Source organism: Mesorhizobium sp. LNJC391B00 (assembly GCF_000502535.1).
Classification (GTDB): domain Bacteria; phylum Pseudomonadota; class Alphaproteobacteria; order Rhizobiales; family Rhizobiaceae; genus Mesorhizobium.
In genome coordinates this window covers 231,220-245,109 of sequence record NZ_AYWI01000002.1, presented here as the reverse complement: position 1 = coordinate 245,109, position 13,890 = coordinate 231,220, and the positions used below count along the sequence as shown (strand labels likewise).

Here is a 13,890-nt window from a genome sequence, read left to right as displayed (position 1 = left end):
CGAAGGCCCCTTACACGATCTCACGCTCCCTGTCGCCTTTTCAGGTCCGCATCTTCTCGCCGCTGGCGTCGAAGGGCGCCTCGACATTGATACGCGCCGGACGCCGGTGGCCGAGGATCTCGATCTCGAACAGTCCGGCACTTTCGTCCTCGGCGAGTGCCGCCGGCACATAGCCCTGCGCCATCGATTTCTGCACATAGTGCGCATAACCGCCCGAGGTGACCCAGCCGACCACGCGCCAGTCGCCGTCGACGATGCCGCGCACGGCGGAAGCGCCTTCGGCAGCCTTCGAGCCACGCACTTCCTTGCCCGCCATGTCGAAGCGCGGCGCGCCATAGCCATGCGGCTTTTCCACCGTGCCATAGTCCTTGCCGACCTTGGCCCAGATCGGCTCGTCGCCCATGACATCGGCGTCGGCCGCATCGACGATGAAGGAGACACGGCGCAGTTTCGGCCCTTCCGCCTGTTCCTTGGCAGCGGCCTCGCGGCCGATGAAGTCGTTCTTCTCCAGCTTGATGAAGCGGTCCATCGCGCCTTCGAACGGGCCGTAGATCGGCCGCAGTTCGCGGTACCAGGTCGGGAAGTTCTTCTCCAAGCGCATGGAGAGCAAAGCGCGCATGCCGAAATCGACGAGGCCGAACTCCTCGCCGGCGTCCTTGATCGCCTTGTAGACCAGGCGCTCATAGGCCGGCGCCATCCAGATTTCATAGCCGAGATCGCCGGTATAGGTGATGCGGTTGACCATGCAGGGCGCGCCGCCGACCGCCATTTCGCGGAAATCCATGAAGCGAAACGCCTTGGTCGAGATGTCGACATCGACCAGCTTCTGCAAGAGGTCGCGCGATTTCGGACCGGCGATCGACAGGCCGACCAGCGTCTGATCGAAGCGGTGGATACGCACCGAACCATCCTTCGGCAGATGCGTCTCGAACCAGCGCATGTGGTATTTCTGCGCGGCGGACGAGCCCCAGATCATGAATCTGTCTTCGCCTGCCTTGGCGATGGTGAAGTCGCCGATCAGCTTGCCGAATTCGTTGATCATCGGCGTCAGCACGATGCGGCCGGTCTTCGGCATGCGGTTGGTCATCAGCCGGTTGAGGAAATCCTCAGCCGCAGGTCCCGACACTTCGTATTTGGCGAAGTTGGCGATTTCGGTGACGCCGACGCGTTCGCGCGTGGCGCGCACTTCCTCGCCGATAGGACCGAAATCGTTTGAGCGGTGGAAGGAGACGACGTCCTTCGGCTCCTTGCCCTTCGGCGCGAACCACAGCGGGGTCTCCAGGCCCCAGCTATCGCCCATGACGGCGTTGTTGGCGAGCATGGTATCGTAGAGCGGCGTCGTCTGCGCCGGACGCGCAGCCGGCAGCTCTTCATTGGGGAAGCGGATGGAGAAGCGGCGCGAATAGTTTTCGCGCACCTTTGCGTTGGTGTAGCGCAGGCCGGCCCACTCGCCGAAGCGGGCGACATCCATGCCCCAGACGTCGAAGCCGGGATCGCCATGCACCATCCAGTTGGACAAAGCGAGGCCGACGCCGCCGCCCTGGCTGAAGCCGGCCATGACGGCGCAGGCGCACCAGAAATTGGTCAGGCCCTGCACCGGCCCGACCAGCGGATTTCCGTCGAGCGCAAAGGTGAAGGGGCCGTTGATGATCTGCTTGATGCCGGCTTTCTCGATGCCGGGGAAATGCTTGAAGCCGATCTCCAGCGACGGCGCGATGCGGTCGAGGTCGGGCGGCAGCAGTTCATGGCCGAAATCCCACGGCGTGTTGACCGGCGACCATGGCTTGCAGGCCTTTTCATAGGTGCCGAGCAGGATGCCGTTGCGCTCTTGTCGGGTGTAGATCTCGCCCTTGAAGTCGAGCACGCCGATCATCTCGCGGCCGGTCGATTTGTTGAACTCCTCGACCTCGGGCATCGGCTCGGTGAGCAGGTACATGTGCTCCATGGCCAGCACCGGCAGTTCGACGCCGACCATGCGGCCGATCTCGCGCGCCCACAGGCCGCCGCAGTTGACGACATGCTCGGCGTGGACGGTGCCCTGTTCGGTGACGACGTTCCAGGTGCCGTCAACTTCCTGCGTCAGTTCGACGACGCGGTTGCGCAGCACGATCTCGGCGCCCAGCTTCTTGGCCGCCTTGGAGTAGGCGATCGTCGTGCCGGAGGGATCGAGATGGCCTTCGACCGGATCCCACATGGCGCCGACGAAATTGGTCTCGTCCATCAGCGGGAACATCGCCTTGGCTTCGGATGGCGTGATCAGCTCGGTGTCCATGCCGAGATAGCGGCCCTTGGCGTGGGCCAGGCGCAGAAAATCCATGCGCTCGGGCGTATCGGCCATCATCACGCCGCCGGTCAAATGCAGCGAGCAGGACTGGCCGGAGATTTCCTCGATCTCCTTGTAGAGCTGCACCGTGTAGGCCTGCAGCTTGGCGACGTTGGGATCGCCGTTCAGCGTGTGGAAGCCGCCGGCCGCATGCCAGGACGAGCCGGAGGTGAGCTCGGAACGCTCGATCAGCATGATGTCGGTCCAGCCGGCCTTGGCGAGGTGATAGAGCACCGAGCAGCCAACGACGCCGCCGCCAATGACAACCGCTTTAATGTGAGATTTCATGAGAGATAGGTCCGTTTTTTAAGAGATTGAATCGAATGGGCGGGGCGTGAAAACAAAGCGGAGATCGGCCGCAGCGACGTTCTCGGCCAACCTGCCATCAAGTGCGGCAAGGATGGTCTCGCAGGCGGAAGTGCGATGGTTCAGGACGTCATGGTTCCAGAGACGCAGGATCGAATAGCCTTGCGCGCCCATGAAATCGTCACGGCGACGGTCATAGGAGCTGCCGGCGTGTTGATGGCCGTCGATTTCCACGACAAGCCATTTTTCGCGGCAGGCGAAGTCTGCAAAAAAGGGTCCGATGGAAAACTGGCGGGTGAAGCGATAGCCGCCAAGCTTGCGCGCCTTCAATTCAAGCCATAGCAATGCTTCCGCCTGATTGCCGCCTTGCCTCAGCGTTCGCGCGCGTTGGGTGGTGCCCATCTTGCGGCGACTGCGGGTTTCATGAGCGCCGTCCCCCACTCCGTCGCCGCTTCGCGGCGCCACCTCTCCCCCCTCCGGAGGGAGAGGAAGGGAGCCAGCCCGCATAAATTCGCGCCCTTGCATAGGCTCGCGCCTTTCCTCTCCCCCGTCGATCGGGGGAGAGGTGTCGAGCGAAGCTCGACGGANCGCGCCCTTGCATAGGCTCGCGCCTTTCCTCTCCCCCGTCGATCGGGGGAGAGGTGTCGAGCGAAGCTCGACGGAGTGGGGGTCGATTGTTCATCAACAACATCGATCAAAAATCGGTCGGCGCGCCGCCTTCGGACGTGCGCCTTTCGACGAAGTCGTTGAGCTCTTCGCGGATCGCCGGGTCCATATAAGGTTCCTCGTAGGATGCCAGCCGCTCCTTCCAGACCTTGTTGGCCTTTTCCAGCGCGGTCGGCGATCCGGCTTCGGCCCAGGTCTCGAAATTGCGCCAGTCGGAGAGGATGGGCGAGTAGAAGGCTGTCTTGTAGCGGTCCTGCGTGTGCTGGGTGCCGAAGAAATGGCCGCCGGGGCCGACCGACTGGATGGCGTCGAAGCCGAGCGCTTCGTCGGACAGGTCGAGCGGGGTGAGGAACTCGGCCACCATCTGCAACAGGTCGATGTCCAGGATGGTCTTCTCGTAGGAACAGCGCAGGCCACCTTCGAGCCAGCCGGCGCCGTGCATCATCAGATTGCCGCCGCCCTGGATGGCGCCCCACAGCGAGAACACGCTTTCATAGGCTGCCTGCGCGTCGACCGTGTTGGCGGCGCAGGTATTGGAGGTGCGGTAGGGGATCTTGTAACGGCGGGCAAGCTGGCCGCCGACAAGCTGCGCCTTCATATATTCAGGCGTGCCGAAGGCCGGCGAGCCTGACTTCATGTCGACATTCGAGGTGAAGCCGCCATAGCCAACCGGCGCGCCCTTTCTCACCATCTGGGCAAAGGCGATGCCGGACAGCGCCTCGGCATTTTGCTGCACCAGCGCACCGGCGATGGTCACCGGCGCCATCGCGCCGGACAGGGTGAAGGGCGTGATGACGACGACCTGACCCTTGCTCGACATCTGGATGATGCCTTCCATCATCGGCACATCCAGTTTCAGCGGCGAATTGGTGTTGATGATGGTGAAGACGGACGGCTCTTCGAGCATCTGCTCATGGCTGATGCCGCGGGCGATCCTGGCGATCTCGATGCCGTCGACATTGCGCTCCTTGCCGAGCGAATAGATGTGGAACACCTTGTCGGTCAGCGTGGCGAGGTCGCGGATGCATTCGAGGTGGCGCACGGAAGGATGGATGTCGGTCGGCTCGACCGGATAACCGCCGGTGCAGTTCAGGATGTTGTGCATCTGCGCCAGACGCAGGAAGTTGCGGTAGTCCTGCTGGTTGCCCGGACGGCGGCCGCGATCGAGGTCGGAGCAGTTCGGTGCCGACGCCATCATCGACAGGATCACATTGTTGCCGCCGAAGCGCACATTGTGCGCCGGGTTGCGGGCATGGAGCGTGAATTCCGACGGGCAGTTGGAGATGAGATCGAGGATCATGTCGCTGTCGAAGCGCACGCGCTCGCTGCCCTCGCGGACATCGGCGCCGTTTTCCTTCATCATGCGGCGCGCTTCGTCATGCAGCACGTCGACGCCTATTTCCCTCAAGACGCGCAGCGAGGCGAGGTGGATCGATTCCAGCTCGTCGTCAGAGACCAGCTTGGTCGGCGTTAGCGGATTTCTCAGTTGCCGAAAAGCCGGCTGTTCGAAGGCGGCCGAGCCGCCGGCGCGCTTGCCCGCACGGCCACCGCGACGGGCCCGGTCGGTTGCCAAAGGCGGTTCGGCTGGATGCAGGGCGGCGGTCATGATGGTCCTCGTACGATGCTGGTAGCGGGCGGCATAATGGACCGGCGGCTGTCCGACCATTGCGGAGGCGGCGACCACTAGGACGAGGGAAGCGACATGCCCGAACGGCAGTCCGATAGTTGACAACCTTGCCGGGGATTAGCGGACAGGACGCGCCCACTGCGGCTCTTGGCGCAAGGGGATTTCAGGCGCGGCCCTTCCTTTCCCTAAATCGAACCGCTAGCTCAGTGGTTTGCCGCTGGATGGGCCGGCAATTCATGTGGAAGGCATCATGGCTGCGACCGGTTCGAGCGATGGCGAAGCGGGGACGCAATGGGCGGCGCTTGCCGGCGTAACTGCCGCCCTCGCGATGTTCGGTGCGGCGCAAGGGCTGAGCTCGCCGCTGTTTACGCTGCTGATGCAGAAGCAAGGCATGTCGCCGGCGCTGATCGGCTTGTCGGCAGCGATGATGCCGCTTGGCCTGATCCTTTCGGCCTCGTTCGTGCCGGCAGCCATTCGGCTGGTCGGCGCGCGCAACCTGGCTGTGGGTTGCTCATTGATTGGGGCGCTGTGCTTCCTCGGCATCGGCTACCTGCAGGACTGGGTGGGCTGGTTCGTCATCCGCTTCATCATCGGTATCGTCATCAACCCGCTCTATATACTGGGCGAAGTATGGGCGCTGTCGCTGGCGCCGCCGTCGCGCCGCGGCAGGGTGATGGGGGCATTCAACACCGTGCTGGGCGCTGGCTATGCTGCGGGGCCTTTGGTCCTGACCGCGGTAGGGATATCGGGCTGGGTTCCTTTCCTGGTCGGCATGGCCGGCTTCATCCTGTGCGCCGCGATCCTTCGTGCTGTTTCCTCAAGCCTCGCCGGCTTCGAGGATGACGGCCAATTGCCCGGCGGCTTTTTCGGTTTCGCCAGGCTGGCGCCGGCGCTGTTGTTTGCCGTGCTGGTTTCGGCGGCGGTCCAGCAGGGCACCTACGCATTGATGCCGGTCTTCGGTGCTGCCTATGGCCTGCCCGAAAGGACGCTGGCGGCCCTGGTGATGGCACTGTCGCTGGGAAACATCTTCCTGCAAATCCCGCTCGGCCTGCTTGCCGAGCGTTTCGGCGGGCGGGCGATGATCATCTTCTGTGCGTTGGCGACAACGGCCTGCGCGGTTTTGCTGCCGTTGTTGATCACGACGCCGGCGATCTGGCTCGTCCTTCTCGTCATGGGAGCGGTCGGCTATGGCGTCTACACCATGGCGCTGGTGGAGCTCGGCAGCCGCTTCAAGGGAACCGTGCTGGTCGCCGGTAACGCCGCCTTTGCCTTGATGTGGGGCGCCGGCGGCATTGTCGGCCCGCCCGGCGCCGGTGCGCTGATGCAGGTCATCGGTCCGCTCGGCCTGCCGGTGGTGATCGCCGGACTCGACGCGCTGCTGGTGAGCTTCGCGCTTTACCGATCGTTCAAGCGCCAAACTCCTGACAGGCCCAAAAACTCCTGACAGGCCCAAACTCATGACAGGCCTTGTCTGGAGCAAACGGTTTTTACCGGGGCGGGGCTTACCCGCGTCGGACAGAAAAGCTAGTCCTGAGCCTGGTTTAGGTGCCAATGATGAACCTGGCGGAAGCTGACAACGAGAAGATGCAGTGGACGGCGATCAGCGGCGTGATCGCGACCGTCTCGGTGTTCGCCATCGCGCAAGGCCTGTCCTATCCGCTGCTGAGCTTCATCCTGCAACGCCAAGGCGTTTCGCCGGCCATCATCGGGCTCTCGGCGGCAATGACGCCGATCGGCTTCATTGTCTCGTCGCCGCTGATCCCGGCACTGGCGCGCCGGTTCGGGGCAGGGCGCACCGCGCTTACCTGCGCGGCGCTTTCGGCTATTGTGCTTGCGCTGATCGGCTGGACCCAGAATGTCTATCTGTGGTTTCCGCTGCGCTTCTTGATCGGGGTGGTGACCAACCCGCTCTATGTCTTGAGCGAAATCTGGGTCATTGCACTGGCGCCGCCATCGCGCCGCGGTCGCGTCATGGGTGTCTATTCAACCATCATCTCGGCCGGCTTCGCTGCCGGGCCGCTCTGCCTGCTCGTTGTCGGCACCGTGGGATGGCCGCCATTCCTGGTGGGGATCGCCGCCTTCATCTTCTGCGGCGCCTGCCTGGCGCTGGTGCTGCCGCAACTGCCGAAGGTCGACGAAGCCGGGCGCAGGGTTTCGGTCATGGGCTTCATGCCACTGGCATGGCTATTGCTGTCGGCGGTGGTCGTTGCCGCCGGTTTCGAACAGGGCGTGCTGGCGCTGCTGCCGGTCTACGGCACGCACTATGGCATCGCGGAAGCGCGCATGTCGGCGCTGCTGTCGGTGATGATCGCAGGCAACATCGCCATGCAGGTGCCGCTCGGCTTGCTGGCGGAACGGCTGACGGCGCGTCTGGTGCGATTCATCTGCGTCGTGGTGACGGTGCTGGGCTGCGCCCTGTTGCCGCTGCTCATCGAGACGCCGCTGATCTGGCCTTGCGTCTTTATCTGGGGCGCGGTCTCCTATGGCATCTACACCATGTCGATCATCGAGCTCGGCGAGCGCTTTACCGGCTCGGCGCTGGTCGCCGGCAATGCCGCCTTCTCCCTGATGTGGGGCATCGGCGGCATCGTGGTGCCGCCGCTGGCGGGTGGCGTCATGGATGTGATCGGCGCCTCCGGTCTGCCGATCACGCTGGGCGCGATTTGTCTGGCACTGGCTGTGGCCACGGTCCTGCGCCGGCGGATGGTTTGAGGCCGCATTCCCCCGATGACCTGACGTACCATCTTGAATAAAACCGCTTGCAACGCGATGTAGGCAGGGCTGCCCGCCACTAGCCTGGAGACCATGCGTGACCCAATCGACGACAAAACGCCAGACGGATGCCACCGCGGAGGACAAGTTCCTCTGGCTGGAGGACCGGACCAGCAAGGAATCGCTCGACTGGGTGCATCGCCAGAACCAGATCACCGTGGCCGAACTACAGGGCGATCCGTCCTACCAGGCGGCCTTCGAGACGGCGCTCGACCTGATGACGGCCGAGGACAACATTGCGGTCGGTGCCGCGCTCAACGGCCAAGTCTATAATTTCTGGCAGGACAAGACCAATGTGCTCGGCCTCTGGCGCCGCACGACGGTTGCTTCCTACAAGACCGAGAAGCCTGTGTGGGAGACGATCATCGACTTCGACGTGCTGTCGGCCAAGGAGGGGGTGAAGTGGGTGTTCAGCGGCGCCAGCCGCCTTTACCCCGATTTCAACCTTTGCCTGGTGGCGATGTCGCCGGATGGCGGCGATGCGAGCGAGATGCGCGAATTCGACATCGAGACCAAATCATTCATCGAGGGCGGCTTCCGCGCTCCCGCCTCGAAATCCGGCTTTTCCTGGCTGGACAGGGACACGGTCATTGTCTCGGCTGCCTTCGATGAAGACGACAAGACCCAGTCCGGTTATCCGCGCGTCGTCAAGCTGTGGAAGCGCGGCACCCGGTTGGAGGAGGCGACGCCGATCTTCGAGGCCGAGAAGCAGGATCTCGCGGCCGGCGCGGGGGTCGAGCATGATGGCGACAGGCAGTATTTGTTTCTGGCCCGCACGATCGCCTTCTTCTCCTCGCACAGTTTTCTGCGCCTGCCGTCGGGCGAAAACCGGCGCATCCCGCTGCCGGACGATGTCACCGACACCGCGCTGTTCAAGGGCCGGTTCGTGTTCGGGGTGCGCAGCCCATGGACGGCGCCGGGCGGCACTGAGTGCTTGCCGGACGGCCTCTATTCCTTCGATTTCGAACACTGGATGGACACCGGCGACCTGGGCCCTGTTGAAACCATGCTCGCGCCAGCGCACCGTGTTTCGGTCGCCGGCATTGCCCGCACTCAGGACCGGCTGTTCATCAATCTGATGGACAATGTGCGCGGCAAGGTCGTTGTCGCCGAGCGCTGCGGCGACCGCTGGTCGCTGAAGCCGGTGGCGCTGCCCGAGAACGGCAATGTCGGCATCGCGCATGCTGAGCATTTCGGTTCCAGCGTCTCCTTCTCCTTCACCGATTTCCTGACGCCGAGTTCGATCATCTGGTCGGATGATAACGGGGCGACGCTGGCCACCGTGAAATCGCAGCCGGCTCGGTTCGACGCCGCGCCGCTGGTCTCCGAACAGTTCGAGGCGCGCTCGAAGGACGGCACAATGGTCCCGTATTTCGTCGTCAGGCGGCGCGACCAGAAGGGTCCGGTGCCGACGCTGCTCTACGGCTATGGCGGCTTCGAAATACCGCTGCTGCCCGGCTATGCCGGCGTGCGCGGCAGGCTGTGGCTGGAAAAGGGCAACGCCTATGTGCAGGCCTGCATCCGCGGTGGCGGCGAGTTCGGGCCGGCCTGGCATCAGGCGGCGCTGAAGGGCAATCGCCAGACTGCCTTCGACGATTTCGCCGCGGTGGCTGAGGACGTCGTCAGGCGCGGCATAGCCACGGCTGCTTCCCTCGGCATCCAGGGCGGCTCGAATGGCGGCCTGCTTACCGGCGTTTCCCTGACGCAGCATCCCCAACTGTTCGGCGCCGTCATCATCGAGGTGCCGCTGCTCGACATGCTGCGCTACACCGAACTGCCGCCAGGCGCCTCGTGGATCGGCGAATATGGCGATCCGGCAAAACCGGAAGAGGCCAAGTGGCTCGCCGCCTATTCGCCGTACCATCATGTCTCGGCCGATGCCGACTATCCCCCGGTGCTGCTCACGACATCGACCGCCGACGACCGCGTCCATCCCGGCCATGCCCGCAAGATGGCGGCGAAGCTGCAGGAGGCAGGTCACGGCAAGACCTTGTTCTTCGAGGAGACGGAAGGCGGCCATGGCGGGCGCGGCGACCGCCGGCCGCAAGCGGCGCAAACCGCCATGAAATACGTGTTCCTGCAAAGGGTATTGAGCGGCACCGCTTGAATTCCGGGCCTCGGGCGGCATAGACTGCAGCCATGGTCTACATGAGCACATCCGGCGCCTTCGGGGTCGCGGTGACACCGTCGCCGCGCACGCTGCGCGCCGAACTGCTCAGGCTGTGCGCCCGCATCGGCTATTCGCCGCCCGCCGTCCTCTGACGAAGTCGCCCCGGCAGCTTGCCGGTTTGATTCCAGAGGAAAGAGCAAACCCATGACTTACCAGAACTATTCGCTGAAGCAGCTTCAGCAGATTGACGCCGCGCATCATCTGCATCCCTTCACCGACCACAAGGAATTGCGCGAGACCGGCTCGCGCATCATCACCCACGCCAACGGCCCGTTCATCTACGATGCCGACGGCACCGAAATACTCGACGGCATGGCCGGGCTGTGGTGCGTCAATGTCGGCTATGGCCGCGACGAGCTGGCCGACGCCGCTTACGCGCAGATGAAGGAATTGCCCTACTACAATTCCTTCTTCAAATGCTCGACGCCGACGCCCGTGCTGCTGTCGAAGAAGCTGGCCGAGCTGGCGCCCAAGGGCATCAGCCAGGTTTTCTACGGCTCCTCCGGCTCGGAGGCCAACGACACGGCGCTGCGGCTGGTGCGCCACTATTGGGTGCTGGAAGGCAAGCCGGAGAAGAACCGCATCATCTCGCGCAAGTCGGCCTATCACGGCTCGACCGTCGCCGGGACGTCGCTGGGCGGCATGGATTTGATGCACAAGCAGCTCGGCGGGGCGGTTCCCAACATCGTCCATGTCATGATGCCCTATGCCTATGAGCTGGCGCTGCCCGGAGAGAGCGACCATGATTTCGGCCTGCGCGCGGCCAAGGCCGTCGAGGACGCCATCCTTGAAGCCGGTGCCGACAAGGTCGCGGCCTTCATCGGCGAGCCGGTGATGGGCGCGGGCGGGGTGAAAATACCGCCGATGAGCTATTGGCCGGAAGTGCAGCGCATCTGCCGCAAATACGATGTGCTTTTGATGCTGGACGAGGTCATCACCGGCTATGGCCGCACCGGCGAATGGTTTGCGGCGCAGACCTTCGGCGTCGAGGCCGACACCATCACCACGGCCAAGGCACTGACCTCGGGCTATCAGCCGCTGTCGGCGCTGCTGGTCGGCGACCGTATCGCGGCGACGCTGGTCGAAAAGGGCGGCGAATTCTACCACGGCTATACCTATTCGGGTCACCCGGTGGCCTGCGCGGTGGCGCTGAAGAATCTCGAGATCATGGAGCGCGAAGGCCTGGTCGACAGGGTCAGGAACGATACCGGACCTTACTTCGCCCAGGCGCTGCAAGAGCGCATTGCCGGCCACGAACTGGTCGGCGAGGTGCGATCGATCGGGCTGATGGGCGCGATCGAGATCGTCAAGGACAAGGCGACCAAGGAGCGCTTCCTGCCGGCGGGCAGTGCCGCCGTCACCGTCCGCGACCACGCCATCGCGCAAGGCCTGATGCTGCGCGCCACCGGCGACACGATGATCCTGTCGCCGCCGCTGATCTGGACCCGCGCGACGATCGACATGGCTTGCGATCGCATCGCCAAAGCGCTGGATCTGGCGCAAGCGGATTTGCGCAAGAAGTAGATGGAACGACAGCCGGACGCCTTGCAATCAGGGCGCCCGGACTGTGCGCCTGCTTATCGTCAGGGTCGAAGGGGTCAGCGCACCGATCGTGCTGGTCAATGAAGACCATCAGGCAATTCCGAACGCTGTAATCGGAATATAATTCAGACCGAACAGTATACGACTGCAAAACGCAAAAACCGCGCTCCATCGGAACGCGGCTTTGCCAGATACGCATGGCATTTCGCCAACAATACACTTGCGAAACTTACGGGCTCCGGTACGCGAGACCTGATCCGGAGCGCCGGGCGGATGCGATATGTCCGCCTCGCCATCCGTTATATAGGCACATCGTTACCGCCGGGTTATCGAGAGCTTAAGCAAATCTAAATTTGCAATTTTTCCGCGCAATAAAAATCGAGAAAAGCGCTGTCAAATTCGAAACTTATAGAGAACTGCCGCGAAGGAAATTTATGATGCCGGAAAAATCGTCGCCGCCATTTCCCTGGGCGTTGAACAGCGCATAAAGCTGGGCCGCTTCGGCCCCCATCGGCGTCACCGCGCCGGCGCTTTGGGCGGCTTCCTGCGCCAGTTTCAGGTCCTTCAGCATGAGTGCCGCGGCAAAGCCCGGTTTGTAGTCGCGGTTGGCGGGTGAGGCCGGCACGGGACCCGGCACCGGGCAATAGGTGGTCAGCGACCAGCACTGGCCCGACGAGGTCGAGGCAACGTCGAACAGGGCCTGATGCGAGAGGCCGAGCTTTTCGGCCAGCACGAAGGCCTCTGCGACGCCGATCATCGAAATGCCGAGCATCATGTTGTTGCAGATTTTGGCTGCCTGACCGGCGCCGTCGTCGCCGCAATGGACGATGCGGCCTGCCATCGGCTTCAGGACCGGTTCGGCCTTAGCGAAGGCATCCTTGGCGCCGCCGGCCATGAAGGTTAGCGTTCCCGCAGCAGCACCGCCGGTGCCGCCGGAGACGGGGGCGTCGATCGAATGCAGCCCTTGCTTCCTTGCTACGGCATGCGCCTTGCGGGCCGACTCGACATCGATGGTCGAGGAATCAATGAACAGGGCGCCTGGTTTGGCCTTGGGTGCGATGTCCTCGTAGACCGAGAGCACGTGCTTGCCGGCGGGAAGCATGGTGATCACGACATCAGCGTCTTTCACCGCCGCCACGGCATTCGCCGTGACAATGACGCCATGCTCGCGGGCGACGGTGAGGTTTTCCGGCATCAGGTCAAAGCCGTGCACCGCGTGCCCCGCCTTGACGAGATTGGCAGCCATCGGGTTGCCCATATTTCCGAGACCAATGAAGGCGATGGTGGTCATCAATCTCTCCTGAATTGTTGCCGTCAGCGTCCGATCAACGCCCGCGCGATGATGACGCGCATGATCTCGTTGGTGCCTTCGAGGATTTGGTGGACGCGCAGGTCGCGCACCAGTTTTTCGATGCCGTAATCATGAAGATAGCCGTAACCGCCATGCAGCTGCAGCGCCTCGTTGGCGACGTTGAAGCCGATGTCGGTGACGAAGCGCTTGGCCATGGCCGACCATTTGCCGGCGTCCGGCGCCTTGCGGTCTAGCTTCGAGGCGGCAGCATAGAGGAAAATGCGTGCCGCCTGCAGTTCGGTTTCCATGTCGGCCAGCCGGAACTGCAGCGCCTGGAACTGGTTGATCTTCGAGCCGAAGGCTTTGCGTTCGCCCGTATAGGCCAAAGCCTTGTCGAGCGCCGATTGCGCGCCGCCGAGCGAGCATGCCGCAATGTTGAGGCGGCCGCCGTCAAGGCCGGCCATGGCGATGCCGAAACCTGCGCCTTCCCCCGACAGCAGGTTTGCAGCCGGCACCTTGCAGTCCTCGAAGATCACCTGGCGGGTCGACTGCATGTGCCAGCCCATCTTGTGCTCGTTGGCGCCGAAGGACAGGCCGGGCGCATCCTTCGGCACGACGAAGGTGGAAATGCCCTTCGGCCCGTCGGCGCCGGTGCGCGCCATGACGACATAGAGGTCGCTGTCGCCGGCCCCGGAGATGAACTGCTTGGCGCCGTTAAGCACATAGTCGTCGCCGCTCTTCACCGCGCGCGTCTTCAGCGCCGCGGCATCCGAGCCTGAGCCCGGCTCGGTCAGGCAGTAGCTCGCCAGCCATTCCATCGAGGTCAGCTTCGGCAGGAAGCGTTGGCGCTGCTCGTCGTCGCCGAAGCGGTCGATCATCGACGCCGCCATATTGTGGATCGAGATGAAGGATGAAAACGCCGGATCGGCGTGCGACAGTGCCTCGAAGATCAGCACGGCGTCGAGCCGGCCGAGCGCCGAGCCGCCGACATCGTCCCTGACATAGATGCCGCCGAGGCCGAGCGGGCCGGTCTCGCGGATTACATCGGCGGGAAAGTGTCTTGCCCGGTCCCATTCGAGCGCATTGGGCGCAACGCGATCGGCGGCGAAGGCCTGTGCCATCTCCTGGATGGCGCGCTGCTCCTCATTGAGTTCGAACTGACTGGTGCTCGCATCGACCGCGGCGTCCATGGC

The 13,890-nt window shown here is 63.6% G+C and carries 10 protein-coding genes; 5 read left to right on the top strand and 5 right to left on the bottom strand.

The genetic code is table 11. The annotated features are described in order from the left end of the window. Positions 1 to 40: 40 nt before the first annotated feature. The 3 genes from X750_RS158770 to X750_RS158780 form a co-directional block, all read right to left on the bottom strand. Positions 41 to 2,611: an FAD-dependent oxidoreductase gene (locus X750_RS158770; RefSeq protein WP_023746818.1), complete on the bottom strand. Its 2,571-nt coding sequence runs from the start codon at positions 2,609 to 2,611 to the stop codon at positions 41 to 43. An 18-nt stretch (positions 2,612 to 2,629) separates the two neighbouring features. Next, positions 2,630 to 3,094, bottom strand: a complete 465-nt coding sequence (locus X750_RS158775) for a DUF559 domain-containing protein (RefSeq protein ID WP_023707856.1) — start codon at positions 3,092 to 3,094, stop codon at positions 2,630 to 2,632. A 229-nt stretch (positions 3,095 to 3,323) separates the two neighbouring features. Next, positions 3,324 to 4,901, bottom strand: coding sequence for a trimethylamine methyltransferase family protein (locus X750_RS158780; protein ID WP_023746817.1), 1,578 nt, complete (start codon positions 4,899 to 4,901; stop codon positions 3,324 to 3,326). A 271-nt stretch (positions 4,902 to 5,172) separates the two neighbouring features. Here X750_RS158780 and X750_RS158785 point away from each other — a divergent pair, with 271 nt between their 5' ends. The 5 genes from X750_RS158785 to X750_RS158805 all read left to right on the top strand — a co-directional run bounded on the left by X750_RS158785 (position 5,173) and on the right by X750_RS158805 (position 11,388). Next, the gene (locus tag X750_RS158785; RefSeq protein ID WP_023688132.1) at positions 5,173 to 6,366 is read left to right on the top strand and encodes an MFS transporter; all 1,194 of its coding nucleotides are present in this window, start codon (positions 5,173 to 5,175) and stop codon (positions 6,364 to 6,366) included. A 110-nt stretch (positions 6,367 to 6,476) separates the two neighbouring features. Beyond that, positions 6,477 to 7,634 carry an MFS transporter gene (locus X750_RS158790; RefSeq protein WP_023746816.1) on the top strand — a complete coding sequence of 386 codons (1,158 nt, stop codon included), beginning with the start codon at positions 6,477 to 6,479 and terminating at the stop codon, positions 7,632 to 7,634. A gap of 97 nt (positions 7,635 to 7,731) precedes the next feature. After that, the gene (locus X750_RS158795; RefSeq protein ID WP_023746815.1) at positions 7,732 to 9,801 is read left to right on the top strand and encodes a prolyl oligopeptidase family protein; all 2,070 of its coding nucleotides are present in this window, start codon (positions 7,732 to 7,734) and stop codon (positions 9,799 to 9,801) included. A gap of 32 nt (positions 9,802 to 9,833) precedes the next feature. Beyond that, a complete protein-coding gene (locus X750_RS158800; protein ID WP_023670422.1) occupies positions 9,834 to 9,956 on the top strand; it encodes a hypothetical protein in 123 nt (40 codons plus the stop codon). A gap of 52 nt (positions 9,957 to 10,008) precedes the next feature. After that, positions 10,009 to 11,388, top strand: coding sequence for an aspartate aminotransferase family protein (locus X750_RS158805; RefSeq protein ID WP_023670423.1), 1,380 nt, complete (start codon positions 10,009 to 10,011; stop codon positions 11,386 to 11,388). Positions 11,389 to 11,812: 424 nt separating this feature from the next. On the opposite strand, the gene mmsB is transcribed toward X750_RS158805, so the two are convergent. Both mmsB and X750_RS158815 read right to left on the bottom strand, forming a co-directional pair. After that, the gene (gene mmsB / locus X750_RS158810; protein ID WP_023746814.1) at positions 11,813 to 12,697 is read right to left on the bottom strand and encodes a 3-hydroxyisobutyrate dehydrogenase; all 885 of its coding nucleotides are present in this window, start codon (positions 12,695 to 12,697) and stop codon (positions 11,813 to 11,815) included. Positions 12,698 to 12,720: 23 nt separating this feature from the next. Next, positions 12,721 to 13,887: an isobutyryl-CoA dehydrogenase gene (locus X750_RS158815; protein WP_023746813.1), complete on the bottom strand. Its 1,167-nt coding sequence runs from the start codon at positions 13,885 to 13,887 to the stop codon at positions 12,721 to 12,723. Between the last annotated feature and the right edge of the window lie 3 nt (positions 13,888 to 13,890).

Coding starts and splice junctions, on each gene's coding strand:
- X750_RS158815 (WP_023746813.1), bottom strand. CDS start 13,887: ATGGACGCCGCGGTCGATGCGAGCACCAGTCAGTTCGAACTCAATGAG.
- X750_RS158780 (WP_023746817.1), bottom strand. CDS start 4,901: ATGACCGCCGCCCTGCATCCAGCCGAACCGCCTTTGGCAACCGACCGG.
- X750_RS158805 (WP_023670423.1), top strand. CDS start 10,009: ATGACTTACCAGAACTATTCGCTGAAGCAGCTTCAGCAGATTGACGCC.
- X750_RS158800 (WP_023670422.1), top strand. CDS start 9,834: ATGGTCTACATGAGCACATCCGGCGCCTTCGGGGTCGCGGTGACACCG.
- mmsB (WP_023746814.1), bottom strand. CDS start 12,697: ATGACCACCATCGCCTTCATTGGTCTCGGAAATATGGGCAACCCGATG.
- X750_RS158770 (WP_023746818.1), bottom strand. CDS start 2,611: ATGAAATCTCACATTAAAGCGGTTGTCATTGGCGGCGGCGTCGTTGGC.
- X750_RS158790 (WP_023746816.1), top strand. CDS start 6,477: ATGAACCTGGCGGAAGCTGACAACGAGAAGATGCAGTGGACGGCGATC.
- X750_RS158785 (WP_023688132.1), top strand. CDS start 5,173: ATGGCTGCGACCGGTTCGAGCGATGGCGAAGCGGGGACGCAATGGGCG.